The 23,318-nt window shown below is 71.7% G+C and carries 21 protein-coding genes, 1 tRNA gene and 1 pseudogene; 8 read left to right on the forward strand and 15 right to left on the reverse strand.

What is annotated here, in order from left to right; genetic code table 11:
* Positions 1–115 precede the first annotated feature (115 nt).
* The 5 genes and pseudogenes from ACQP2F_RS29310 to ACQP2F_RS29330 form a co-directional block, all read right to left on the reverse strand.
* On the reverse strand, positions 116–472 hold the full coding sequence (locus tag ACQP2F_RS29310) for a phospholipase domain-containing protein (RefSeq protein ID WP_433307652.1): 357 nt from the start codon (positions 470–472) through the stop codon (positions 116–118).
* A 109-nt stretch (positions 473–581) separates the two neighbouring features.
* Positions 582–1,208 (reverse strand): annotated as a pseudogene (locus ACQP2F_RS29315) (alkaline phosphatase family protein); the annotation flags it as partial.
* 142 nt (positions 1,209–1,350) lie between these two features.
* Positions 1,351–3,105 carry a selenocysteine-specific translation elongation factor gene (selB, locus tag ACQP2F_RS29320; RefSeq protein ID WP_433292926.1) on the reverse strand — a complete coding sequence of 585 codons (1,755 nt, stop codon included), beginning with the start codon at positions 3,103–3,105 and terminating at the stop codon, positions 1,351–1,353.
* Between the two features lie 17 nt (positions 3,106–3,122).
* Positions 3,123–4,442 carry an L-seryl-tRNA(Sec) selenium transferase gene (selA, locus tag ACQP2F_RS29325; protein ID WP_433292928.1) on the reverse strand — a complete coding sequence of 440 codons (1,320 nt, stop codon included), beginning with the start codon at positions 4,440–4,442 and terminating at the stop codon, positions 3,123–3,125.
* A 177-nt stretch (positions 4,443–4,619) separates the two neighbouring features.
* On the reverse strand, positions 4,620–5,513 hold the full coding sequence (locus ACQP2F_RS29330; RefSeq protein ID WP_433292930.1) for a methyltransferase domain-containing protein: 894 nt from the start codon (positions 5,511–5,513) through the stop codon (positions 4,620–4,622).
* Positions 5,514–5,766: 253 nt separating this feature from the next.
* Here ACQP2F_RS29330 and ACQP2F_RS29335 point away from each other — a divergent pair, with 253 nt between their 5' ends.
* The 3 genes from ACQP2F_RS29335 to ACQP2F_RS29345 are packed head-to-tail and all read left to right on the forward strand — an operon-like array spanning position 5,767 to position 7,500.
* Positions 5,767–6,723 (forward strand): alpha/beta fold hydrolase, encoded by a 957-nt coding sequence (locus ACQP2F_RS29335; RefSeq protein ID WP_433292932.1) that lies wholly within the window; start codon positions 5,767–5,769, stop codon positions 6,721–6,723.
* A gap of 55 nt (positions 6,724–6,778) precedes the next feature.
* A complete protein-coding gene (locus ACQP2F_RS29340; RefSeq protein WP_433292934.1) occupies positions 6,779–7,231 on the forward strand; it encodes a lamin tail domain-containing protein in 453 nt (150 codons plus the stop codon).
* A gap of 26 nt (positions 7,232–7,257) precedes the next feature.
* Positions 7,258–7,500 carry a hypothetical protein gene (locus tag ACQP2F_RS29345; protein ID WP_433292936.1) on the forward strand — a complete coding sequence of 81 codons (243 nt, stop codon included), beginning with the start codon at positions 7,258–7,260 and terminating at the stop codon, positions 7,498–7,500.
* Positions 7,501–7,530: 30 nt separating this feature from the next.
* On the opposite strand, the gene ACQP2F_RS29350 is transcribed toward ACQP2F_RS29345, so the two are convergent.
* From ACQP2F_RS29350 to ACQP2F_RS29360, 3 genes are read right to left on the reverse strand one after another with little or no spacing between them, the layout of a single operon-like run.
* The gene (locus ACQP2F_RS29350; protein WP_433292938.1) at positions 7,531–8,004 is read right to left on the reverse strand and encodes a hypothetical protein; all 474 of its coding nucleotides are present in this window, start codon (positions 8,002–8,004) and stop codon (positions 7,531–7,533) included.
* Between the two features lie 45 nt (positions 8,005–8,049).
* Positions 8,050–8,256 (reverse strand): type II toxin-antitoxin system HicA family toxin, encoded by a 207-nt coding sequence (locus ACQP2F_RS29355; RefSeq protein ID WP_433292940.1) that lies wholly within the window; start codon positions 8,254–8,256, stop codon positions 8,050–8,052.
* On the reverse strand, positions 8,256–8,507 hold the full coding sequence (locus tag ACQP2F_RS29360; RefSeq protein ID WP_433292942.1) for a type II toxin-antitoxin system HicB family antitoxin: 252 nt from the start codon (positions 8,505–8,507) through the stop codon (positions 8,256–8,258). Before ACQP2F_RS29360 ends, ACQP2F_RS29355 begins: the two co-directional genes overlap by 1 nt.
* Positions 8,508–8,551: 44 nt before the next feature.
* Between ACQP2F_RS29360 and ACQP2F_RS29365 the strand changes: the two genes are divergently transcribed.
* Together ACQP2F_RS29365 and ACQP2F_RS29370 are read left to right on the forward strand one after the other, a co-directional pair.
* Positions 8,552–9,325 (forward strand): class I SAM-dependent methyltransferase, encoded by a 774-nt coding sequence (locus ACQP2F_RS29365; RefSeq protein ID WP_433292944.1) that lies wholly within the window; start codon positions 8,552–8,554, stop codon positions 9,323–9,325.
* Positions 9,322–9,909: a DinB family protein gene (locus ACQP2F_RS29370; RefSeq protein ID WP_433292946.1), complete on the forward strand. Its 588-nt coding sequence runs from the start codon at positions 9,322–9,324 to the stop codon at positions 9,907–9,909. The genes ACQP2F_RS29365 and ACQP2F_RS29370 overlap by 4 nt, the downstream gene beginning before the upstream one ends.
* On the opposite strand, the gene nrfD is transcribed toward ACQP2F_RS29370, so the two are convergent.
* The 3 genes from nrfD to fdh all read right to left on the reverse strand — a co-directional run bounded on the left by nrfD (position 9,896) and on the right by fdh (position 15,190).
* Positions 9,896–10,807, reverse strand: coding sequence for an NrfD/PsrC family molybdoenzyme membrane anchor subunit (nrfD, locus tag ACQP2F_RS29375; protein ID WP_433292948.1), 912 nt, complete (start codon positions 10,805–10,807; stop codon positions 9,896–9,898). The genes ACQP2F_RS29370 and nrfD overlap by 14 nt on opposite strands.
* Positions 10,808–10,875: 68 nt before the next feature.
* A complete protein-coding gene (locus ACQP2F_RS29380; protein WP_433292950.1) occupies positions 10,876–11,931 on the reverse strand; it encodes a 4Fe-4S dicluster domain-containing protein in 1,056 nt (351 codons plus the stop codon).
* The gene (fdh, locus tag ACQP2F_RS29385) at positions 11,924–15,190 is read right to left on the reverse strand and encodes a formate dehydrogenase (protein ID WP_433292952.1); all 3,267 of its coding nucleotides are present in this window, start codon (positions 15,188–15,190) and stop codon (positions 11,924–11,926) included. The genes ACQP2F_RS29380 and fdh overlap by 8 nt, the downstream gene beginning before the upstream one ends.
* Positions 15,191–15,247: 57 nt before the next feature.
* Between fdh and ACQP2F_RS29390 the strand changes: the two genes are divergently transcribed.
* Complete coding sequence (locus ACQP2F_RS29390) at positions 15,248–16,027, forward strand: inositol monophosphatase family protein (RefSeq protein WP_433292954.1); 780 nt, start codon at positions 15,248–15,250, stop codon at positions 16,025–16,027.
* Here the strand turns inward: ACQP2F_RS29390 and ACQP2F_RS29395 are convergent.
* Complete coding sequence (locus ACQP2F_RS29395) at positions 16,020–17,129, reverse strand: polysaccharide deacetylase family protein (protein ID WP_433292956.1); 1,110 nt, start codon at positions 17,127–17,129, stop codon at positions 16,020–16,022. The genes ACQP2F_RS29390 and ACQP2F_RS29395 overlap by 8 nt on opposite strands.
* 86 nt (positions 17,130–17,215) lie before the next feature.
* On the opposite strand from ACQP2F_RS29395, the gene ACQP2F_RS29400 reads away from it, so the two are divergent.
* Complete coding sequence (locus tag ACQP2F_RS29400; protein ID WP_433292958.1) at positions 17,216–18,481, forward strand: L-lactate MFS transporter; 1,266 nt, start codon at positions 17,216–17,218, stop codon at positions 18,479–18,481.
* A 109-nt stretch (positions 18,482–18,590) separates the two neighbouring features.
* Here ACQP2F_RS29400 and selD read toward each other — a convergent pair whose 3' ends face one another.
* Complete coding sequence (gene selD, locus ACQP2F_RS29405) at positions 18,591–19,592, reverse strand: selenide, water dikinase SelD (protein WP_433292960.1); 1,002 nt, start codon at positions 19,590–19,592, stop codon at positions 18,591–18,593.
* Positions 19,593–19,634: 42 nt separating this feature from the next.
* Here selD and ACQP2F_RS29410 point away from each other — a divergent pair.
* Positions 19,635–19,727: transfer RNA gene (locus ACQP2F_RS29410), tRNA-Sec, on the forward strand.
* A 572-nt stretch (positions 19,728–20,299) separates the two neighbouring features.
* On the opposite strand, the gene ACQP2F_RS29415 is transcribed toward ACQP2F_RS29410, so the two are convergent.
* Both ACQP2F_RS29415 and ACQP2F_RS29420 read right to left on the reverse strand, forming a co-directional pair.
* Positions 20,300–21,688, reverse strand: coding sequence for a hypothetical protein (locus ACQP2F_RS29415; protein WP_433292962.1), 1,389 nt, complete (start codon positions 21,686–21,688; stop codon positions 20,300–20,302).
* A 314-nt stretch (positions 21,689–22,002) separates the two neighbouring features.
* Positions 22,003–23,061: a hypothetical protein gene (locus tag ACQP2F_RS29420; RefSeq protein WP_433292964.1), complete on the reverse strand. Its 1,059-nt coding sequence runs from the start codon at positions 23,059–23,061 to the stop codon at positions 22,003–22,005.
* Positions 23,062–23,318 lie beyond the last annotated feature (257 nt).

Here is a 23,318-nt window from a genome sequence, read left to right on the forward strand (position 1 = left end):
TCGCTGGTGGTGGTGACGTCGTACCAGCCCTGGCTCATCGGCAGGTGGCGCGTCTGGCTCTGGCCGGGGTTGAGCCGGATCACCGACCGCTCCCCGCAATAGGCGTCGGTGAGGATCACCCGGGCCGCCCGCGCGACGGGTTGGCCAAGGTCAGGCGGCCCTGGCGGACGGTCGCGTCGACGCCGGCGCCGCGGAAGCGACGCAGGAAGCCGTCCGGGCCGTGCGCCGTGACGTCGGCGTCGGCCGCCCACGTGCCGGAGAGGTGGGTGTGTGCCGCGGCCGTGAACGTCTGCGGCGCGCCGCCCGCCTCGGTGACGTAGAAGACCGCGGCGGCGGGGCCGCGGCTGGCGGAGGTGATCTCCAGCGACGAGCCGAAGCGCGCCGAGGCGGACAGGTCGTAGCCGGTCGGCCGCGCGGGGCGGACGCCGTGCTCGGGCCGGGGCAGGGAGGGCGTGGCGGGCGGCGTCGGCACGTAGTCGGGGTGGCGCCGGCGGTCGGCCGGGGCGTACGCGCTGGTGTCCGGAAGCGACGTTGGCGATGTACCAGGCGCCGTAGTTGGCGGGCCAGTTCGGGTGCTCGGTGTAGGCCTCGGGCGCGACGATCCAGGAGACCTGCGGCAGCTTGCCGTTCACCACGTCGTTGCGCAGCGGCGCGAACATGTCGTCGCCGTCCTTCACACGCGTGCCGGTGCGGGCCTTCTCGTACAGCGGCGAGCCGGGCGCGGCGTTGCGGTAGGCGTCGAAGTACAGCAGCGAGTTGTCGCCGTAATTGCCGATGCACGGCTCCGGGTAGGTCGTCCAGCCGTACCCCAGCTCGTCGTTGGTGACGACCGGGCCGCCGCCCTTGCCGTCGTTGCCCGTGTACCCGGTCCACAGGTAATACCGGTTCGGGTCGGTGGGACCCATCAGCGAGCAGTGGTACGCGTCGCAGATCGTGAACGCGTCGGCCAACGCGTAGTGGAACGGGATGTCCTCCCGGGTCAGGTACGCCATCGTGGTCGCCGACTTGGCCGGCACCCAGCGGTCGTAGCGGCCGCCGTGGAACGCGTCGTGCCCGTCGTTCCAGCCGTGCGGCAGGTCCTGCAGGAAGGCCAGCCCGAGGTCGTCGATGTCGGGCCGGAACGGCAGCACCCCGTCCTGGTTCCACACCGGCTCGCCGCCGGGCAACCGGGCCGCGGTCCGGTCGCCGAAGCCGCGCACCCCGCGCAAGGCCCCGAAGTAGTGGTCGAACGACCGGTTCTCCTGGATCAGGACGACGACATGCTCGACGTCGGCGATGGTGCCGGTGCGGCGGGCGGCGGGCGGCGGCGAGGAGAACAGATCACCTACAGTCGGTCGCCCCCGCCGGTTCTCAGGCGGACGTACCGGCGGTGGTCCGGCGGTCGTCCGGGAGGCGGCGGGTCAGGCCGCGGCGGTCGAGCAGCTCCAGCAGCGGGACGGCGACGCGCCGGGTCGTGCCCAGCGCCTGGCGGGCCTGGCTGAGGGTGAAGGGCTGGGGCAGGGCGGCCAGCCGGCGGGCGGCCTGCTCGGGGGCGGACGGGCGGAGCACCACGTTCGGCGCGACCTGGATGAGCAGGCCGGCCCGGACGGCGGCGGCGAGCTGTTTCGGGCCGAGACCGTGGCCGGCGAGGTCGTAGGTCTCCGGCGCGGCGAACGGCTCCCGGTCCGCGAACGCCTTGTCCACGGCCGCCACCAGCTCGGCGGGCACACCCGGGAGGCCGGCCGAGACGCGACCCGCGCGGACGGTGAGCGCCGGCTGGCCGCGGACCAGCGCCTCGACCAGGGCCCGGTCGGGCAGGCCGAGACGGTGCCGCAGGGCTTCGATCGGGGCGCCCGGCTCCAGCGGGTGGGCGGCGCGGTGGCGTTCCACCTCCTCGGCCAGGCGGCGGCCGAGGGCGGACCAGTGGGCGGGGTCGGCGTACCACTCGCCGGCCACCGGGTCGCCGTCGAGCGGCACGCCCATCGCGGTCAGGTCGCGGCCGTGGACCAGGAGGCGCCGGCCGAGCTCGCCGCGCAGGTCGGGCTCGCCGGTCAGGGTGGCCAGCTCGGCGGCGCGGGCGGCGGCGGCGCCCCGGCGGGTCAGGCCGGGCGGCTGCACGTCGAGCACGGTGACGCCGCCGGCCACGTGGTGCCGGCCGGGGTCGCGCAGCAGGGCCCGGTCGCCGACGCGCAGCGGCAGCGGGCGGCCCAGGCGCAGGCGGGCGGTGTCCGGGCCGAGCGGGCGCACCCGGACCGGAACCGCGGCCGAGCCCAGGTGCAGGGTCAGCCTGGCGGGCAGGCCGGCCGCCGGGTCGCCGTGCACCCGGACGTCGATCAGGCCGGCGTTGCGGAACCGGCCCGGTGTCAGCAGGGCGTCGCCGCGGCCGGCCCGGTCCCGGTCGACGCCGCGCAGGTTGACGGCGACCCGGGCGACGGCCGTGACCCGGTCGGCGGTGTCGCCGAGGGACTGGAGACCGCGTACGCGAACCAGGTCGTCACCGAGCTGGAGCTCGTCGCCCACCCGGATCCGCCCCGCGCCCAGCGTCCCGGTCACCACCGTGCCGGCGCCCTTGATCGTGAAGGCCCGGTCGATCCACAGCCGCACCGGCGCGTCCACCGCGGGCGCCGGAAGGCTCGCGACGAGCCGGTCGATCGCCTCCCGCAGCTGGTCGAGGCCCGCGCCGGTGCGGCCGCTCACCGCCACCGTGTCCACCACACCCAGGCCGGTCGCCGCGATCTCCTGCCGCGCCCGGCCGGTGGCGGCCGCCGGATCGGCCAGGTCGGACCGGGTCACCACGAGCAGCCCGTGCCGTACGCCGAGCGCGTCGAGGGCGGCCACGTGCTCGGCCGACTGCGGCATCCACCCCTCGTCGGCGGCCACCACGATCAGCGCGGCCGGCACCGGGCCGACGCCGGCCAGCATGTTGGGCACGAAGCGCTCGTGCCCGGGCACGTCCACGAACGCCACCGTCGCCCCGGACGGCAGGGTCGTCCACGCGAAGCCGAGGTCGATGGTCATCCCCCGGCGGCGCTCCTCGGCCCACCGGTCGGGCTCCATGCCGGTGAGCGCCCGCACCAGCGTCGACTTCCCGTGGTCGACGTGGCCCGCGGTGGCCAGTACATGCATCGTCTGTCCGCCCCCGCCTAGAGTCTGCGCCGAAGGGGGAGACGGGCCGCGGCGGCGAGGACAGCGGCGATCACCTGGTCGTCGGCCGCGGGTGGGACACAGCGCAGATCCAGCAGCAGGCGGCCCCGCTCCACGCGACCCACCACCGGCTGCGGGGCAGTGCGGAGACCTTCGGCGTACGGCCGCGGAAGCGCGAGTGACCACGACGGGAGCCGGACCTCGGGCGCCCCGCCGCCACCGACGACCGCCTCCGACTCGATGAGCGTGACCTCGACGCCCGCCTCCGCCAGACGGTCGCGCGCCTTCTCCGTACGGAACCGCAGCTCGTCCGGATCCATGCGCAGCGCCCGCCAGGTTGGCGTCTCGGGGCCGGTGAGCGTGGCCTGCAGCGCGGCGAGGGTGAGCTTGTCGACCCGCAACGCCCGGGCCAGCGGATGACGGCGGAGGCGTTCGACCAGGCCGGCGTCGCCGAGGACGAGTCCCGCCTGGGGGCCGCCGAGCAGTTTGTCGCCGCTGGCCGTGACCAGGCTCGCGCCGGCGCGCAGCGACGCGGCCGCGGTCGGCTCGGCGGGCAGCAGCGGATCCGGGCGCAGGAGTCCCGAGCCGATGTCGGCGACCACGGGCAGGCCGAGCGGGGCGAGCTCCTCGACCGTCGCCTCGCCGGTGAACCCCCGGACCACGAAGTTGGACGGATGCACCTTGAGGATGAATCCGGAGACGCCGGGGTCGATGGCGGCGCGGTAGTCGGCGGCCGTCGTCCGGTTCGTGGTGCCGACCTCGCGCAGCCGCGCCCCGGTCGACTCGAGCAGCTCGGGCAGCCGGAAGCCGTCGCCGATCTCCACCATCTCGCCCCGGCTGACGATGATCTCCCGGCCCGCCGCCAGCGCCGTCGCCGCCAGCACCAGGGCGGCCGCCCCGTTGTTCACCACGTGCACGTCGCCGGCCTCGGGCACCGCGTCCCGCAGCGCCCGCAGCGCCGTCCGGCCGCGCCGGGCCCGGCGCCCGGTCACGAGGTCGAGCTCGACGTCGGTGTGGCCGGCCGCCGCCTGGATCGCGTCGCGCGCCGCCTCCGACAGCGCGGCCCGGCCGAGATTGGTGTGCAGCACCACGCCGGTCGCGTTGAGCACCGGGCGCAGGCCGCCGGCCGTCGCCGGGAGCGCCGCCACCGCCGCGTCGGCCACTGCCTCGGGTGCCAGCTCGCCGGCCCGGGCGCGCTGCTGGGCGGCGGTCACCGCGGCCTTCACCGCGGCGCGGCCCAGCCGTCCGGCCGCCTCGGCCAGACGGGGGTCGGCGAGGACCACGTCGGTACGCGGCACCCGCCGGCGGGGATCGTCCAACGTCGCCATCCTCAGACGCACCCGCCGCCGGGGCCGACCACCCGCTTCGTCACGATCACGAGGCTATCCGCCGGTCAGGCGCAGGTCCACGAAGGGGCTGGCGTCGCCGGGCAGCAACGCGGGCGGTGCTGCGGCCGCCCGGGCGGACCTGTTCGAAGACGAGCTCGGGCATGCCGCTCAGGGTAGTTTCCGGAAGTGCCAGAGGACGGCGCCGGGTGTGCCGTCGAAGGCGCCGCCGCGCGCGGCCGGCGCCTGGCCCATCAGCGTCCACGGCCACATGTCCCACTCGCCCGCCTCGACCGCCGCGGCCATCGGCGCCCGGATGTCGGCGGCGGTGTCGTTCCGGGGCTCCTCCAGGCGGCGCAGCTCGAGGCCGGCCGGCAGCGCGGCGCCCAGGTAGTCGCTCGCTCGATGGCGGTAGGACGGGATGAGCCGCGGCTCGCCGGCGTCGGTGCGCACGTGCGGCACCGACCCGAGCAGCACGATCTCGTGGTGGATGTCGGTGACCACCAGGCTGCCGCCGGGCCGCAGCACCCGGGCCAGCTCGGCGAAGGCCGGCCGCAGGTCGGGCAGGTGGGCCAGGGCGAGCGCGCAGACGGCCAGGTCCACATGCTCGTCGGGCAGCGGCAGCGCGTCGAGCGGGGCCTCGTGGAACTCGGCGCCGGGCACGCGCTCGCGGGCGTGGGCCAGCATGTCCGGCGAGCTGTCGACGCCGATCACCCGGTGGCCGCGGCCGGCCAGGTAGGCGGTGTGCCGGCCGGTGCCGCAGGCGGCGTCGAGCGCGACGCCGGGCGGGATCGCGTCGACGATCTCGTGGACGAACGGCTCCTCGATCGGGAACAGGCCGTTGCCGGGCCGGTCGTAGGTGCGCGACCAGATCCGGTAGCCGGCCTTGGTGTCGACCGTGCCCACGCTGACCCCGTCGCCGGCCAGCCCCGGCTCGGCCAGCAGGCGGCGGATCTCGGCCACGCGCTCCTCCGCGAACCGCTGGTCGTAGTCTCCCCCGTACGCCCGCAGGAGGGCGAGGCCCTCCAGGCCGAGCAGATAATGCAGCGGATTCTGATAGATCACCGTCGAAACCTATCGGCGCCGGCCGCCGCCCGCGAATCCATTTCCGCGGACGGGCGCCGCTACGTTTGTCACGGCCGGCGGGGGTAGCACCCGCCGGCCGGCTTCGGCGCGGCGTGAGGGCACGCGCCGGATCTGGCCGCCGAATGGAAAACGGCCATCCGTGAAGCTTTCGACGCCCATGACGTTAAGGTTTGCGGCCATTCGGCGGCAACGCATTATTCCGGGCCTCGCCGGCGAATGCTTGGATCGAGGCATGTCGCTTCCCCCGGACTCCGAGCTGACTTTGCCCGACGGCCGCATCCTGCGGTACTGCCTGCACGGCCCGGCCGATGGCGCTCCGGTGATCATGCACGGCGGCTCGCCCAGCAGCCGGTGGAAGCGACCGGTGCAGATCGCGGGGATGGAGCGGGGTCCGGTACGGCTGCTGATCTATGACCGCCCCGGCTACGGTGGGTCGAGCCGCCAACCCGGCCGTACGGTGGCCGATGCCGCCGCCGACGCGGAGGCCCTGGCCGACGCGCACGGGTGGGCCCGCTTCGCCGTCCTCGGGGGGTCCAGCGGCGGGCCGCACGCCCTCGCCTGCGCCGCCCTGCTCCCGGAGCGCGTCACCCGCTGCGCCGTCGTCTCCGGCATCAAACCCGCCGACCCGGCCCCGCCGGCACCGGCCTCCTCCGCGCCGGCTTCCTCCACCCCGGCCTCTCCGCCGGATTTGTCCGCGCCGGCCTCCCCGCCGGCTTCCTCCACGCCGGCCTCCCCGCCGGCTTTGTCCGCGCCGGCCCGGTCCGCGCCGGGCGAGGCTGAGCTGCGCGCCCGCCTCGCCGACCGGGCCGAAACCATCCTCGCCGCGATCGACGCCGGCGGCCCCGAGTTCCCGGCCGAGCCCGGACCGCCCGCCCGCGACGACCCCGACGCGATGGCGCGCATCCGGGCCACCTTCGTCGACGGCATGGACGGCTGGGTCGACGACAGCCTGGCCTTCGCCCGGCCGTGGGGCTTCGACCCGGCGTCGATCGCCGTGCCCACCGCCATCTGGCGCGGGACCGCCGACCCGAACGTCCCCGCCGACCACGCGGAGTGGCCGCTGACCCACATCCCCGGCGCCGAGGGCCACGTCTACGAGGGTGGCCACCTGCCCGGGCCGGCCGTCTACGACGACATCTACCGCTGGCTGGACGGTGATCGAAACGGGACGATCGGCGGACGTCGGTGAACGCGGCCGTGCCGTTGAGTGGTCGAGCACATCGGAAAGACCACGGAGGGTCGCCATGAATGGGAAACGTGTCCTTCTCGGCCTCGCGATCGTCACGGCCACGACGGCCGGAGTCGGTATCGCGGCGACGGCCGAGGCGGCAACTCCGCCCTTGACGTTCACCCGCGTCTACTACAACTCCCCCGGCACCGACGATCGCAGCAACGCGAGCCTGAACGCCGAATACTTCAAACTGACGAACAACACCTCGGCGGCGATTCAACTGGCCGGGTGGACCGTACGCGACAAAGCGAACCACGTTTACACCTTCAAAAGCACCGCGCTGGCCGCCAAGGCGTCGGTCTACGTCCACACCGGAAAGGGCTCCGACACCGCGACCAACAAGCACTGGGGTTCCGGCAACTACATCTGGAACAACGACGGCGACACGGCCACCCTGAAGAACACCAAGGCCACCACGATCGACACCTGCACGTGGGGCAGGACGGGGTCCGCCACCAACTGCTGACCGGAGCGCCTCCTACTCTGGTGCGCGTGACCGATGTCTACGAGACCGACCTCATTGCCACGCACTACCTGACCAGCATCGACGACGTGACCGAGCACCTGCGCGCGGCGAGCCGCCTCGGCCTGGGCGTCCGCGTCCGCAGCTACCTGGAGGCGGACGACCCGGAGGACGAGACGCTGAGCGAGCACTGGGAGGTCGAGCTGTACGCGTCGTCGCCCGTCCAGGAGGAGGATGCGGAACCGTCGGAGGAGGCCGCTGCGGCCGGCTAACCGCTGCGGCCGGCTAACCGCTGCGGCCGGCTAGCCGTGCCGCGCCCGCCATCGGCGCCGCCACGACCAGGGCTCGAGCGCGAGCAGACCGGCCAGGCCGGCGCCCAGCCCGAGGGCGGCGAACCCGGCCGAGCTCTTCCAGGTCGACCGGTCGGTGAGCAGATAGATCGCGGTCGGGCTGCCCGTGTCACGAGCGCCGACGGTGTCGCCGGCGCTCGCCCCGGCGGGCAGCCCGCCGGCCAGCTCCATGTCCCGCCGCACGACCGTGCCGTCGTCGCTCACGAAGTCCCCGAACCACCCGCAGCGCTGCCGCGGCGGCGGCCACCGATCACACGACATCGGCTCGGTCAGCGTGAAAGTCCCCGTCCGCCCACCTCCGTGCGCGGCCCGCCAGTCCGGCACGAGCATGGTCAGGCTGCCGACCCCGATGGTGCACCCGATGACCACGAAGAAGGCCGCCACGACCAGCAGCCGGGTGCGGAAACCACCGCGCGCGGGGGACATGAGCCCGAGGCTATCCGCCGCCTTTGATGGCCGAGCGCGCAGCTCTCAGGGGGCGAGTTGCTCGATCGTCATGCCGACGTCGCCGAGGATGCCCTTGGCGACGTCGCGGTTGCCGTGCACGGGAACGGTGGTGCCACGTCCATCCGGGTGACGCATGATGTGGTGGCTGCCGGCAACCCTCGCCACCTTGAAGCCGTGCCGCTCGAGCGCGCGGACGATGCGGGCGCCGGGGACGGACGGGATCGGCGGCATCAGGCCGCGACGGTGATGGAAAGCTCGCGCGGCACGCCGAACTCCTCGATGAGGCCGGTCAGCGCCTCGCGCAGGTCCTGAAGCGCCGCCTCCTCCGTGTCACCCTCGCCGTGCGCTCCTAGGCCGGGGCGCAATTGCGCATGGGCGCACCAAACGCCGTCCTCGTCGCGCTCGACGACGACCGGCACCGTTACCGTGCGAGATTCAGGCACGAGGACACCATAGCGCGGTGCGGCCGTGATGGCCGACAACGTAATATCCCGATGTATCGGATCGATATATCGGAGAGGCCGCCGTGCGACTGATCGACTACAACACCGAGCAGTACCGGGACTACGCGCGCGGCCGGGCGCTCAGCGCCGGGCAACTGCGGGTCTGGCTGGACGCCTTCGCCGCGGTGCTGCCGGAGAAGCGGCCGCTCGCCGGGGTCGACGTCGGCTCCGGGACCGGGCGGTTCACGCCGGCGCTGGCCGACGCCTTCGGGCCGGTCACCGGGGTCGAGCCGGCCGAGCGCATGCGAGCGGTCGCCGAGGCCGGGGCGCGGCACCCGCACGTGCGCTACCGGGCCGGCTCGGCCGAGGATCTGCCGCTCCCGGATGACAGCGCCGACTATGCGCTGATGTTCCTCTCCTGGCATCACGTCACGGACAAGCCGACGGCGGCACGCGAGCTGGCGCGGGTGGTGCGGCCGGGTGGGCGGCTCCTGCTGCGGGCGAACTTCCGCGACCATCACCCGCGGCCGTGGTGGCTGGCGCATTTCCCGGGCGGGTACGAGGTGGACGCGGCCATCTTCGAGCCGCTGCACGAGGTGATCGCGACCTTCACGGGCGCCGGCGTGGGCTGGCGGGTCGCGCACTTCGGCACCGTCACCGAGCCGTCCGTCGGCACCCGGGCCGAGATGCTCGAACGGCTGCGGCTGCGCACCTTCTCGTTCTTCGGCCGCCTCAGCGCCGAGGAGGCCGACGCCGGCCTGCGCAGCATCGAGCGGCTGGTGGCCGAGGATCCGGACGCGCCTTCGGCCGAGTTCACCGAGACACTGCTGACCTTCGAACTATCCTCCCAGGAATGACTGATCCGGACGCCAAGGACGCCCTCCGCCGCTATCTCGACCAGGGGCGCCAGGCCCTGCTGTGGAAGCTCGAGGGCCTCGGCGAGTACGACGCCCGCCGCCCGCTGACACCGACCGGCACCAATCTGCTCGGCGTGGTCAAGCACGTGGCGAGCGTGGAGGCCGGCTACTTCGGCGTGACCTTCGGCCGGCCGTTCCCGGAGCCGCTGCCCTGGATCGAGGACGACGCGGAGCCGAACGCCGACATGTGGGCCACCGCCGACGAGTCGAAGGACGACATCGAGGCCCTCTACCGGCGGGTCTGGCGGCATTCGGACGCGACGATCGATGCGCTGCCGCTCGACGCCGTCGGCCATGTGCCGTGGTGGGGGCCGGGCAACGAGGTCACCCTGCATCGCATCCTCGTGCACATGACGGCGGAGACCCACCGCCACGCGGGCCACGCCGACATCGTGCGCGAGCTCATCGACAAATCCGCGGGCGTACGCCCGGACGGCAGCAACCTGCCCAGCGACGACCCGCAGTGGTGGGACCGTTATCACGCCCGCGAGACGGCGGAGGCCGAGCGGTTCAGGACTCCTTGACCGACAGCCTCTCCCGCTGCGGCACGACGGTGTACTTCGGATCCTTCGCCGAGGCCATGCCGCCGTCGAAGATGCCGAACCGGGTCAGCGCCGACGCGGTCAGCAGGGACAGGCCGGAGAGGGCCGAGACCACGCGGCTGCGCCGGCCGAGCACGGCGCCGGCCACGCCCGCGGCGGTCAGCGCCCGGCCGGCTCGCAGCAGGCGGCCGGGGCGGCCGGTCGCGTACGGCTCGCTGAGAATGCCCTTCGTGGTCTCGATCCGGTGGGCGCCCCACAGCTCGAGGGCCGCGCCGAGCACGGCCATCCGCCGGGTGGGCGGCGCCGGATCGGCGATCAACCCGACCCCGGCCCCGCTGGCCAGGGCGCTTCCGGCGAAGACGAAGGGCAGTTCCGGGTACGCGGCGTGCCAGCTCGGTGTGGCCGTGTCGGCGAGCAGCACGGCCGTGTAGGTCGCCAGGGCCGGCGCGACCGCCGCCGCGCCCAGGCCGGCGACCGCGCCCACCGGCGGCAGCACCCGCCGGGCCAGCCGGGTCGGCACCAGCGGCGCCGCCTCGGCGAGCGCGGCCGTGCCGGCGGCGGCGCCGAACGCGCTCAGGATCCAGGTGCCCATCGACATCGGCGAGGTCGGCTTGGCCACCCGCAGCATGTGGTGGAAGCGCTCGGGACGGCCCAGGTCGGCGACCAGGAAGTAGGTGCTGGCGCCGAGCGCGCCCAGCGCCGCCACCCGCCCGGCCCGCCGGGTGCGAGGGCGGCCGGTGGCCTGGCCGCCGGCCGCGAGCAGCGCCGACCCGGCCGCGAGCCCGCCGGTGAACAGGTAGGCGGCGACGTCGTGCGTCCACGGCGCCGGCCGCACGATCGGCCGGCCGTAGTACGAGCGGAAGTCGGCCTTCGGGACCATGGGCCGGTCGCCTCTTGCGAACTCTCCGCGCCGTCCGGAGGACCGGGCGCCGGTAGAGGCATTGCGGCTCATGAGCGTCCTCCGAGGAACGAGACGACGACGGCGGCCGCCATGGTCAGCGCCGCGACGCCGGCCCGCTTCCACATGTCCGGCAGGTCTCTCGTGGTCACCACCGGGTCCGGCGGCAGGCCGTACACCTCGGGCTCGTCGAGCAGCAGGAAGAACGCGCCGTCGCCGCCGACGCCGTCCTCCTCGTCGTGCCCGTAGAGCCGAGCCGATTCGACGCCCTCCCCGTGCAGCTTGGCCACCCGCTCGGCCGCCCGCGAGCGCAGCTCGTCCAGCTCGCCGAACTGGATCGACTCGGTGGGACAGGCCTGGGCGCAGGCCGGCATCAGCCCGTCGCCGATCCGGTCGTAGCAGAGCGTGCACTTCCAGGCCCGCCCGTCGTCCTCCCGGCGGTCGATCACCCCGTACGGGCAGGCGGGCACGCAGTAGCCGCAGCCGTTGCAGATGTCCGGCTGCACCACCACCGTGCCGAACTCGGTGCGGAACAGCGCCCCGGTCGGGCAGACGTCGAGGCAGGCCGCGTGCGTGCAGTGCTTGCACACGTTGGACATCATCAGCCAGCGGAAATCCTCGCGCGGGGCGTCGCTCGTGCGGCCCGGGAGGTCGCTGCCCGGCATCCCGAGGAACTCGGTCCGGTCGCCGATCGTGCCGGCCGCGGCCAGCGCGTCCACCGCCGGCGGCAGGCCGGGCTCGGTCCCCGTCTCCTGACCCACCGTCGCCGCCGTCACCGCGGACCGCGCGCTCGCCGGCGGTCCGGCCGGCACCCCGGCGAAGGCGCCCGGCACACCGGTCGCCGACCCGCTGCGCTCGGACCGGGGCTGCTCGATGAAGGCCACGTGCCGCCACGAGTTCGCGGTCAGCCCGCCGGTGTTGTCGTAGGACTGGCCCAGCAGGTTGAAGCCGTCGTCGGGCACCGCGTTCCACGTCTTGCAGGCCACCTCGCACGCCTTGCAGCCGATGCACACCGAGGTGTCGGTGAAGAACCCCATCCGCGGCGGCGCGTCGGTGTAGCCGGCGTCCGGCGCCGGGTCCAGTGGCCCGTACAGGCTGTTACTCATCGGCCTCGTCCCCGGTATCCGGAAGCGGAGTGGTCACGACCGGCGTGTGGTGCCCCGGCACCAGCCCGGCCCGGCGGCGGTAATCCGCGACGTACGCCAGCAGGGCCTTGCCGATCGGCCGCCGGCCGGGCTGGATGTCGCAGGTGCCGACCTTGCTCTCCTGGATCAGCACGTTCGGGTCGAGCGTGATGCCGATCAGGTCGTTGGCCGAGTCGCCGGTGACCAGGCCCTCCGATCCCCAGTGATACGGCAGCCAGATCTGGTGGATCGTGCGGCCGTCGATGCGCAGCGGGGTCAGCCGGTCGGTGACCAGAACCCTGGCCTCGATCGCGGCGCGCCCGGTGACGATGTGCGCCCAGCCCAGGTGCTCGAGGCCGCGCTCGGACGCCAGCTCGGGGGAGACCTCGACGAACATCTCCGGCTGCAGCTCCGAGAGGTACGCGAGCTGCCGGCTCATGCCACCGGCGGTGTGGTGCTCGGTGAGGCGGCTGGTGCTGAAGACATACGGGAAGACCTCGCTGTGCTGTTCCGGCGGGCTCGGGTTGGTCGGGTTGTCCTCCCGGTCGTAGATCTTCCGGGTCGGGTTCGCCTGCTGGCCGTAGAGCGGGTTGCGCACCCGGGACTCGGCCGGCTCGTAGTGCGTCGGCATCGGCCCGTCGATCAGCCCGGTCGGCGCGTAGAGCCAGCCCTTCCCGTCGCCCTGCATGATGAACGCGTCGTCGCCGGAGATCGCGGCCACCCCGGTCGCGTCCGGATCGGGACGGTAGGACGGCGGCTTCGTCTTCTCGAAGTCGGGCACGTCCTCGCCGGTCCACTCCCCCTTCTCCGGGTCCCACCACACGTACTTCTTCCGCTCCGACCACGGGTTGCCGTCGGGGTCGGCCGAGGCCCGGTTGTAGAGCGTGCGGCGGTTGGCCGGCCACGCCCAGCCCCACTCGGGCGCGACCCAGCTCTGCTCGCGGCCGGGCTTGCGCCGGTTGGCCTGGTTCACGCCGTCCTTGAAGACGCCGGTGTAGATCCAGCAGCCCCCGCTGGTCGACCCGTCCGCCTTCATCTCGGTGAAGGAGGACAGCGGCTTGCCGGACGTGAGGTCGTACCCGTTGATCTCCTTGAGCACCGCCTCGCCGGACGGCTCGTCATCGCCGTACTCCCAGGTCAGGTTTTTGATGCCCTGGTCGCGCGGCAGCGTCGACCCGGCCAGCTTGGCCCGGATGCGCTTGCCGAGGTGGTAGAAGAACCACAGGTCGCTGCGGGCGTCGCCGGGCGGATCGACCGCCTTCTCCCGCCACTGCAGCAGGCGCTGGGTCTGGGTGAACGTGCCCTCCTTCTCGGCGTGCGAGGCCGCGGGCATGAAGAACACCTCGGTCTTGCAGCTCTCGGGGACGATCTCGCCGGTCTCCCGCTCGGGGCCGTTCTTCCAGAACGTGGCGCTCTCGATCATGTAGAGGTCGCGGACCACGAGCCAGTCCAGGTTGGCCATGCCCAGCCGCTGGGCGCGGCCGTGCGCCGAGCCGACCGCCGGGTTCTGGCCGAGCAGGAAGTACCCCTTGATCTTCCCGTCGATCATGTCGAGCGCCTGCCGGTACGTGCCGTGGTCGCCGGTCAGCCGGGGCAGCCAGTCGTAGCCCCAGTCGTTGCCGGCCGTCGCCGCGTCGCCGAAGTAGGACTTCAGCAGGCTCACCGCGTACGACTCCGCGTTCGCCCAGAAGCCCTTCTGCCCCGGGTGGCGGATCGCGTCGATCCACTTGGAGAACGTCTCGTGCTGCTCGTGGTGCGGCATCGGCAGGTAGCCGGGCAGCAGGTTGAACAGCGTCGGGATGTCGGTCGAGCCCTGGATGCTGGCGTGCCCGCGCAGGGCGAGCACCCCGCCGCCGGGCCGGCCCATGTTGCCCAGCAGCAGCTGGATGATCGCGCCGGTGCGGATGTACTGCACGCCCACGCTGTGCTGCGTCCAGCCCACGGAATAGACCAGCGCGGTCGTGCGCTCCCGGCCCGAGTTGCTGGTCCAGGCCTCACAAACTTCGAGGAACTTCTCCGGGGGTACGCCGCAGAGCCGCTCGACGACCTCGGGCGTGTACCGGCTGTAGTGCCGTTTGAGGATCTGGTAGACACAGCGCGGATCCTGCAGGGTCGGGTCCCGTGGCACGTCGCCCGGGATCGGCGGGCCGTGCGACTCCTGCTGCAGGCCGGCGCCGGTCTCCCGGCCGACGTGCGAGTCGCCGTGGTCGCCGACGTGCTCCTCGTGCCCGTCGTAGGCCCAGGTCGACTGGTCGTACGTGTTCGTCTCCGGGTTGAAGCCGGAGAACAGCCCGTCCAGGTCCTCGGTGTCGCGGAAGTCCTCGCTGACGATCACGGACGCGTTGGTGTACGCGAGCACGTACTCCCGGAAGTCCTTCTCGTTCTCCAGGATGTAGTTGATCACCCCGCCCAGGAACGCGATGTCGGCCCCGGCCCGCACCGGCACGTAGGTGTGCGCGAGCGCGCTGGTCCGGGTGAACCGCGGGTCGACGTGGATGATCTTGGCGCCGCGGTTCTTGGCCTCGACCGCCCACTGGAAGCCCACCGGGTGCGCTTCCGCCATGTTCGAGCCCTGGATGATGATGCAGTCGGCGTTGGCCAGATCCTGGAGGAAGCTGGTGGCCCCGCCACGGCCGAAGGAGGTTCCCAGACCGGGAACGGTGGCGGAGTGTCAAATACGGGCCTGGTTCTCGATCTGTATCGCGCCGATCGCCGTGAACAGCTTCTTGATCAGGTAGTTCTCTTCGTTGTCGAGCGTCGCCCCGCCCAGGCTCGAGATGCCCAGCGTGCGGTTCAGCGGCCGGCCGTCGGCGTCCCGGTCCTCCCAGGTCTGCTCGCGCGCGGCGAGGACCCGGTCGGCGATCATGTCCATCGCCGTCTCGAGGTCGAGACGTTCCCATTCCGTCCCGTACGGCCGCCGGTAGAGCACGTGCTGCTGCCGGCGCTCGCTGGTGACCAGGCTGAGGCTGGCCGAGCCCTTGGGACAGAGCCGCCCGCGGGAGATCGGGCTGTCCGGGTCGCCCTCGATCTGGACGATCTTCTCGTCCTTCACGAAGATCCGCTGCCCGCACCCGACGGCGCAGTAGGGGCACACGCTCCGGGCCACGCGGTCGGCGGTCTCGGTGCGGGCCGCGAGTGTCTTCGACCGCTCCGACTGGGCGGCGGCGCCGCGGCCCAGCGGGTCGGTCCCGGTCAGCTGCCGGTAGACCGGCCAGCCCTCGATCCATGTCCGCACGCCCACGATCTCGACCCTAATCCCTCCCCCCGGACCCCGCACGGCAGGGACTAGTTTGGGTCGGTGGATCGGGATCTTCTTGCCGCGCGCGACCTCGCGGCCCGGCTGGCGGTCGAGGCCGGCCGCCTGCAGCTCGACCGGCGCGACACGCTGCGGGTGGGCGCGCCCAAGGCCCACGCCAACGACGTGGTGTCCGATGTCGATATCGCCAGTGAGCGGCTCATCGTGGACGCTCTGCGCGAGGCCTGGCCCGCCGACGCCGTCCAGGCCGAGGAGGGACACGGCCGGGCCGGCGACAGCGGCTGGACGTGGATCGTCGACCCGCTCGACGGCACCCGCAACTACATCAGCCGCAGCGGGCCGTGGTCGGTGTGCATCGCCCTCTACCAGGGTGATCGCCCGCGGGTGGCGGTGGTGCACGATCCGGCCGCCGGGGAGACGTTCAGCGCGGTGGACGGCGGCGGGGCGTACCTCGGCGGCGAGCCGATCTCGGTCTCCGGCGGGCCGCCCCTGAGCGAGGCGCTGGTCGGGGTCAGCTTCCAGCCCGGGCCGGAGACCAAGGAGCGCGCGGCCCGGGTGATCCGCGAGCTGCTGCCGCGGGTCGGCGACATCCGCCGGGTGCCGGCCGCGCTCAACCTGGTCTATCAGGCGGCCGGGCGGCTGGACGGCGGCTTCGCCCTCGACACCAAGCTGTGGGACATCGCGGCCGGGGCGCTCATCGCCCGCGAGGCCGGGGTCGTGCTCGGCGGGCACGGGCCGGACTACTCGACGTCGCTCACGGTGGGTGCGGCGCCGGCGTTGTGGGAGGAGCTGGCCGGCCGGGTCCGTGGCGCCCTCAGCTGAGCAGCGTGCTCAACGTGACGAGCTGGTAGCCGGCGGCCCGCAGACGGGTGATGATCCCGGGCAGCGCCTTCGCCGTCTGCGGTGCGTTCGCCTCGGTGATGTGCAGCACCACGATCGAGCCGGGCTTGGCCCGCGCGACCGTGTCGTCCGCGATGCGCTTCGCATTGCTGCCGAAGGCGTCGCCGGAGACGTCGTCGAACTCGACCGCGGTGCAGCCGGCCGGCGCGATCGCGGCCAGCGCCGCCCGGTCGTAGCAGCCGCCCGGAAACCGGAAGTAGCGCGTCGGGTGGTCGGTGAACCGGGCCAGCACCTCGAACGAGCGCTCGACGTCGGCGGCCATGCCGGCCGGGGCGATCGAGCCGAGGCCGTAGCAGGGCGAGCGGAACCCCTCGTGCGCCCACGAGTGGCTGGCCAGCTCGAAGTTCGGGTCGGCGGCGAGCCGCCGGGTGAGCTGCGGGTACGCCTCGATCCATTTCCCGGCCAGGAAGAAGGTGGCCGGCGTGTGGGTGCGCTGCAGCTCGTCGACGACGGCGACGTTGGCGTACGACCGGACCTTCCCGGCCGCCAGCCGCCGCAGCATGGCGTCGGTCATGTTCGAGTCGAAGGTCAGCGCCACCCGCTTGCGGTCGCGTGGCCCGTGGAAGATCAGCGGCGTCCGGGTGCCGCGCGGCAGCGCACCCGGCCCCCGCGGCGCCGGCATGGCCAGCAGCCGGGCGGCGGGCAGCGCCGCGGCCTCACCCAGCTCGGCCCCCGCCACCTCGCCCGCGCGCGGGTCGGCGACCGGGATGACCGGCCCCGGCGCCGCGGCCGGCGACCCGCTGCCGCCCGCCGCCGGGTTCCCGCCGCCCGCGTTCGTGTTCTCGCCCACGGCCGCGCTCCCACCCGGCGCCGCGCTCCCACCCGGGGCCGCCCCGCTTCCGCCGACCGTCCCGCTTGCGCCCGGCGCCACACTTCCGCCCGGCGCCACACTTCCGCCGGCCGCCGCGCCCGCGGACGGCCCGGCGGCCCGGGGGCCCGGCGCGGCGTCCGGCCCGGACCGGCAGCCGGCGAGCGCGGCGAGCAGGATCGCAACGACCGGGACCAGCCGGCGACGAGGTCTCACAGATGCGGCAGCTTAGCGGCCCCTCGCCAGCAGCAACGGCGCGGCGCCGACGTTTGGAGATCTTCGCCCGGGGGCAGACGCGAAGAATGGAGTCTTCGACCAGTGTCAATCCGACTCGCGGCCGCTGGTGGATCGTGGTGGCCGCCGTCCTCGTGCAGCTCGCGCTGGGCGCGGTCTACGCGTGGAGCGTGTTCAACAAGCCCCTGCAGGCGGAGTTCGGCTGGAGCAAGACCGAGGCCGTCCTGCCGTTCGAGGTGGCGATCGGCACGATCTTCATCGGCAGCCTGATCGGCGGGCGCATCCAGGACCGGTACGGACCGCGGCCGGTCGCGTTCGGCGGCGTCGCCCTCTACTCGGTCGGGACCATCCTGGCTTCCCTGGTCTCCTCACCGGACCAGCTGTGGTTGCTCGTTCTCACGTACGGCGTGATGGGTGGCATCGGCCTCGGCGCCGCCTACATCACCCCGATCGCCATGCTCGCCAAGTGGTTCCCGGACCGCCGCGGGCTCATCACCGGCATTGCGGTGGCCGGCTTCGGCTTCGGCGCGGTGATCACGGCGCCGGTCGCGAAGGCGCTGCTCGGCAACACCGACGACAAGACCAGCGTGTTCCTGCCGCTCGGCATCGCGTACCTGATCGCCGGGGTCGTCGGCGCCTCGTTCTTCCGCAACCCGCCGGCCGGCTACGAGGTGCCCGGGTTCGTGCCGGCGTCGACCGGTCGCGCGGTCGCCGGCACCCGCGTCTACACCCTCTCCGAGGCGCTGCGCACCAAGCAGTGGTACCTGCTCACCGCGATCCTCGCGCTCAACGTCACCTGCGGCATCGGCTTCATCTCGCAGGCGGCCGACTCGGCCGAGGAGATCGCCAAGGCCTCGGCCGCGACCGCCGCCACGATGGTCGGTGTGCTCGGCCTGTTCAACGGCGGCGGCCGCATCTTCTGGGCGTGGCTCTCCGACCGGATCGGGCGCATGCCGGCGTTCCTCGGCATGCTCGGCCTGCAGGCGATCTGCTTCGCGTTCCTGCCGTACGCGGCGTCGTTCGCCCTGTTCTGCGTCTTCGCCGCCCTGATCTACCTCGCCTACGGCGGCGGTTTCGGCACGATGCCGGCGACCGCGGCCGACTACTTCGGAACCCCCAACGCCGGAGCCGTGTACGGCGCCATGATCGTCGCGTGGAGCATCGGCGGCGTGGTCGGCCCGCTGCTGACGGCCGCTCTCTACGAGGCCGACGGCCAGAGCTACACGCTGCCGTTCACCGTGCTCGCCGGCGTGGCGCTGGCCTCCCTGGCGCTGCCGCTGATCACCAAGATGCCGGCGCCGACCGAGGCCGAGGCCGAGGTCCACGCGAAGTAGCCCACACCGGCCACGCCCGCCGGCGGCCGTGCTCGCCGCCGGGCGGCCGGCGGGCCGGGCTGCGCCTCCCATCAGGCGCGACCGTGCCCCGGCCACGCCCCCACCGGCGCTAGCCGACGACCAGGGTCTCGCCGGACGACCGCCCGGGCAGCAGCTCACCGACCACCGGATGCCCCGGGATCTCGCCCGCCACCAGCAGCCCGCCCGAGGTCTGGGCGTCGGCCAGCAGCAGGAGCTCGTCCTCGCTCGTGCCGCCGGCGTCCAGGTGCGGCCGCACCCAGTCGAGGTTGCGCCGCGTCCCGCCGCTGACGAAGCCGTCCCGCAGCGCCTCGCGCGCCCCCTCCAGATAGGGCACCGCCGCCGGGTCGACCCGGGCGGTGACGCCGCTGGCCCGGGCCAGCTTGTGCAGGTGCCCGAGCAGCCCGAACCCGGTCACGTCGGTCGCGCAGACCACGCCGGCGGCCAGCGCCGCCTCCGACGCCGCCCGGTTGAGCGTGGTCATCGCGGCGACGGCCTGCGGGAACACCTCCCCGGTCGCCTTGTGCCGGCTGTTCAGCACCCCGATGCCCAGCGGCTTGGTCAGCGTCAGCGGCATCCCCGCCCGCCCCGCGTCGTTGCGCATGAGCCGGGCCGGGTCGGCCAGACCGGTGACCGCCATGCCGTACTTGGGCTCCGGATCGTCCACGCTGTGCCCACCCGCGACGTGACACCCGGCCGCGCGCGCGACCTCGAGCCCCCCGCGCAGCACCTCCCCCGCCAGCTCCATCGGCAGCACGTCGCGCGGCCAGCAGAGCAGGTTCACGGCCACGACCGGCACCCCACCCATGGCATAGACGTCGGAGAGCGCATTGGCCGCGGCGATCCTCCCCCAGTCGTACGCCGAGTCCACCACCGGCGTGAAGAAGTCGGCCGTGGCCACCACCGCCTGCCCGTTCGCGATCCGCACGACGGCCGCGTCGTCCCCGTCGTCCAGCCCCACCAGCAGGTCGTCCCCGGCCGTGTCGCCCACCAGCCCGGCCACCACCGCCTCGAGCTCCCCCGGCGGGATCTTGCAGGCGCACCCGCCGCCGTGCGCGTACCCGGTAAGCCTCTTCGTCTCCGCGATCGTCACCCGCCAACTGTTCCACGCCGCCGCCCGGCTAGGGTGGGCGGCGGAGGCGTTCAGGCGGCTGGTGCCCCTCGCGGTCTTCAAAACCGTTGTGGCCCGGCATCCGGGCCAGGCGGGTTCGATTCCCGTCCGCCTCCGTTGATCAGGCCAAACCTCGGCTGAGCTGGCAATACACCGCTCAGCCGAGGCAGCTGGCTGCCGTCCGGCGGTCTCGCTGGTTCTCACTGCGCCCCGCTGTATCCCGCTGGTCGTGGCAAATGCGTGGCAAAGTTTGCTCGCCGGGCGTTCGCTCAGGTTTCGTCGTCCGCCAGCCCGAGGGCGGCGCCGATCCGCTGTCGTGCCACCTGCTCACCTCCCTCGATGCATTTGGCGTACACCTTGAGCAGGACCGCGACACTTGTGGCCGGCCCACTTCGCGATTTGCGTGGCCGGGACACCCGCGTTCAGCCATGTCGACACAGCCGCGTGACGCAGGTCGTACGGGCGGGCCGCCAGCGGGGAGCGTTGTTGCGCTTCGGTCAGGCCGGCGGCCCGCGCCTTTCGCCAGGCGTTGAGGTACGACCATCGCGAGACGGGTTTGTTGCCGTAGCCGGGAACGAAAAATAGGCGGCCGTCTGGACTCGTGCATAGGCAGCGAGGTGCCACCGCAGGGCGCGCACCAATGGCGGCGGGATAGGTACCTGATGTTAGGCCGAGCGAGGTCCCAGTCTCTACCTAACCCACGTCGCCTTAGCAGCACCCGCCACCAACACCTTTTGGGCCACGTAGCGCATAGTTGCTATATCGTGACCCAGGAGTTTGGACTCCGGGCCTCGCGGCAAAAGCATGTCCGCGCGCCCGGGGGCGCCGTCGTCTTTACTATGCACAATTCGACAACGAATTTGGTAGAGGCGATCTGCTAGCTGGTCGGAAAGTCGCTGTCCTAAATCCTGAAAGTTGATCGGCCTAACGCCCTTCAGTCGCTGCTTTCCCGTCATGAATTGCTCTCTTTCAGTTATGCGGCAAATGAAATCTCGGATCGAGTCGTCGTCCAGACAATGCGCGATCGTCGACCGGAGCTGCTCCCGTTCACTGGCAAACTTTCCGCTCGCACTAGCAAGGCGTAGGATTCGCCCTATCGCCTCGTCTTTCACTGGGTCGAAGCGAGGGTCCATGACTTCTTGCCTGACGCGTCGGACAAGGTCGGCTCGGCTATACGCAGGAAAGTAGAATTCAGCAACCTGATAATAAGCGAGGAAGGCGATGAGAGGCATACCTTCCGCCGAGCGCCCGTACGTATAGAGTGACGCGGCGTCGTGTGAATATTTCAGCCGGGGACCGCGCGGACGCTCGGCCATCCGCGCGTCGTACCCCGTTGTCGCAGATGACGCGGGCTCAATAGGCGCTTGCTGAAGCTGAATGCACACCCCATATATCATGTCGAGGTCGATGGCCAAAGACGTAGAATAGTCGTCGAGAAGTTCCCGTGCGTTCGTGCCAATGCCTTCAGCATCGCCCACAATCCGCAGTGCAATTGAGCGGTCGAGAAAATCCCACATCAAAGCGGACTGCCTGGTCATCATCAGCAGAAATCGGGGCGATGGGAGTATGGCGGTCGATATCGCTGCAGACGTGGTGTTAAGCTCTATAGGACCACCAGCGAGAGGAGTCATCCAGGATAACGAACTTCTCATTTCCCGCGCATGCTCGGGTTCTTCCTCGCCGCTATCGGCCGGCACAGGTGGTTGCTCATCCTCGGAGACAAAAAATTGACTGAGTCCGCCGTCCTCGGAACTGGCGATCACGTCGAGCTTCGCAAGTATGAGCTGCTCCCTTGGATTGTATATTGCGTCAAGACCTTCGAAGAATTGCCATTCTTCGAAGCTGTTCTCTAGAAGCTCCGAGGCATCATCTTCGATAACCCGCAGTTCTCTCGTGGTTCTTCCAGATTTGAACGCAACCGTAACCGATTCCGCATGGAAGAGGCCCGCCGCGAGGTCGCGAGTTTGTTTCTCAAATCTCGCCTCTAGACCTGCTTCGGAGGCGCGACGGAGAACCTCGGCCAGGTTGGGGGTTATGCCCCTGGGAGTTGATTCCGACGGCTTCTCGTTTTTCTCCACTGCCCGATCATGCGGCCTGCCGAGGTCTGTAGGCAACTGCCGCATGAAGTCGCTCGCCGCTGGCAGTGTTGGCGTTGTTTGCTTGGGCGCCGGGGGAGCGAAGTGGGAGCGAGGATGGAGCGAGGTGGCGAGATCGTCGGTCCGCATTACACCTGACCTGGGGTAACAAGCGGACGGACTAGGTCTCCTCAGCGCCGACCTTGGTTGCGGTCCGGGGGTCGCGGGTTCGATTCCCGTCGATCACCCTGCCGAAAGTCCAGTTCAAAGGGCCCTTTGTCGTTCGGGTGTCCGAATTCGGGACTATCGAGCCGTCGTCACCCCCCAGCGACGTACTGCACACGGACGCTGTCGGTCTTCAACACCAGAACGGGTGCCGACCCAGACTGGGACCCGTCCTTGCGCCAGGTAACGGCCGTTACGATCAACTGGTCGCCGGTCGATCCCAACAGTCGAAGGCCCGTGTAGCGATACCGCGGACCAGAGTCGTCACCCTCACCATCGGACGCCAACCGCGTCTCAGATACGCCCTCGCCTCGGAAATACAGGCGGTCGTGACTGTCGACCACCAAGGAGGGAAGGGACTGCATAAACATTTCTGTCGTGTGTGCGGCGAGGGAACCGTTTCGCTGTGCATACGAGTAGGTGCCGAGGAACACCCAAAGCGCGGCGAGGACCGCGACGGCCGCCGCCAGCACCCGCAACATCCAGGGCGGATCACCGCTGCCCCGTCGCCTAAGCATCGCCATACGAAGGAAGCCGATTGACATTGCCAGGAGTACCCATGCAGCGGCGCCGACGTATCCCCACCACCAACGCCAGTACGTGCTGCCCTCTCCGAGAATGCTCGACGGCATCGTCAGAGCCACGGTGAGCGTCATAGGTACCGCAACCCACACCGCTTGCACCCGTACGGTGCTGAACCGTGCGTCGCTGGTCAAGTGATGCCAGTGGGCGTACAACATGACCGCCACAATCGCCGTCGAAGCCAATGCGAACCCCAGCATCCAAAAGACACTCATGCTGTGGAGGGCCAGCTGCTGGGTGCTCATCCCAAGTTGGTCTACGTCAAGACCGAAGTAGTTGTAGTACGCGCCGCTGTAGGAACGACCGAACACGAAGGCGACACCGGTCGCGAGTCCTGCTACACCACCGAAGGCAGCCAGCCCTTGCAGAAGCTTGTCGCCGGTGCCCTGATCAGGTTCGTCGTCGGACTCAGCAGTCAGCGGGCGGCCGCGGTAACGGTGCCACGGCAACAAGGCCGGGTCACGGAATCGTCGCCGTGTGGGCATACGAGTAGTTACCGCGACCTGAGGGCTACGAACGAGCGCATACCGGACCGCGAACTGTCGGATTGCAGGTGTCACATCGTCCACGACACAGGTACCGTTGCGGTGCCGTGGACGACGCGCGCCCGGCGGCTGGCGGGAGGCGCTGGGGTGCGACCCTCGCGTCATGAAGGCGGCCGTTGACGGTAGCGACGGGCGTTTGTCGCTGATTAGCTGGCCAGACGGCTTGAGCCGCCTCAAGCCGACGACGGGACGGAAGGCCGGATCGCACGGCAAATGCGTGGTCACGGTTCCGTGATTCGGCGAGTTTCCGCAGTTGAGCGTAGGTCGGTCACCCGGTCTTC

Source organism: Actinoplanes sp. CA-030573 (genome assembly GCF_050951115.1).
Classification (GTDB): Bacteria; Actinomycetota; Actinomycetes; order Mycobacteriales; family Micromonosporaceae; genus Actinoplanes.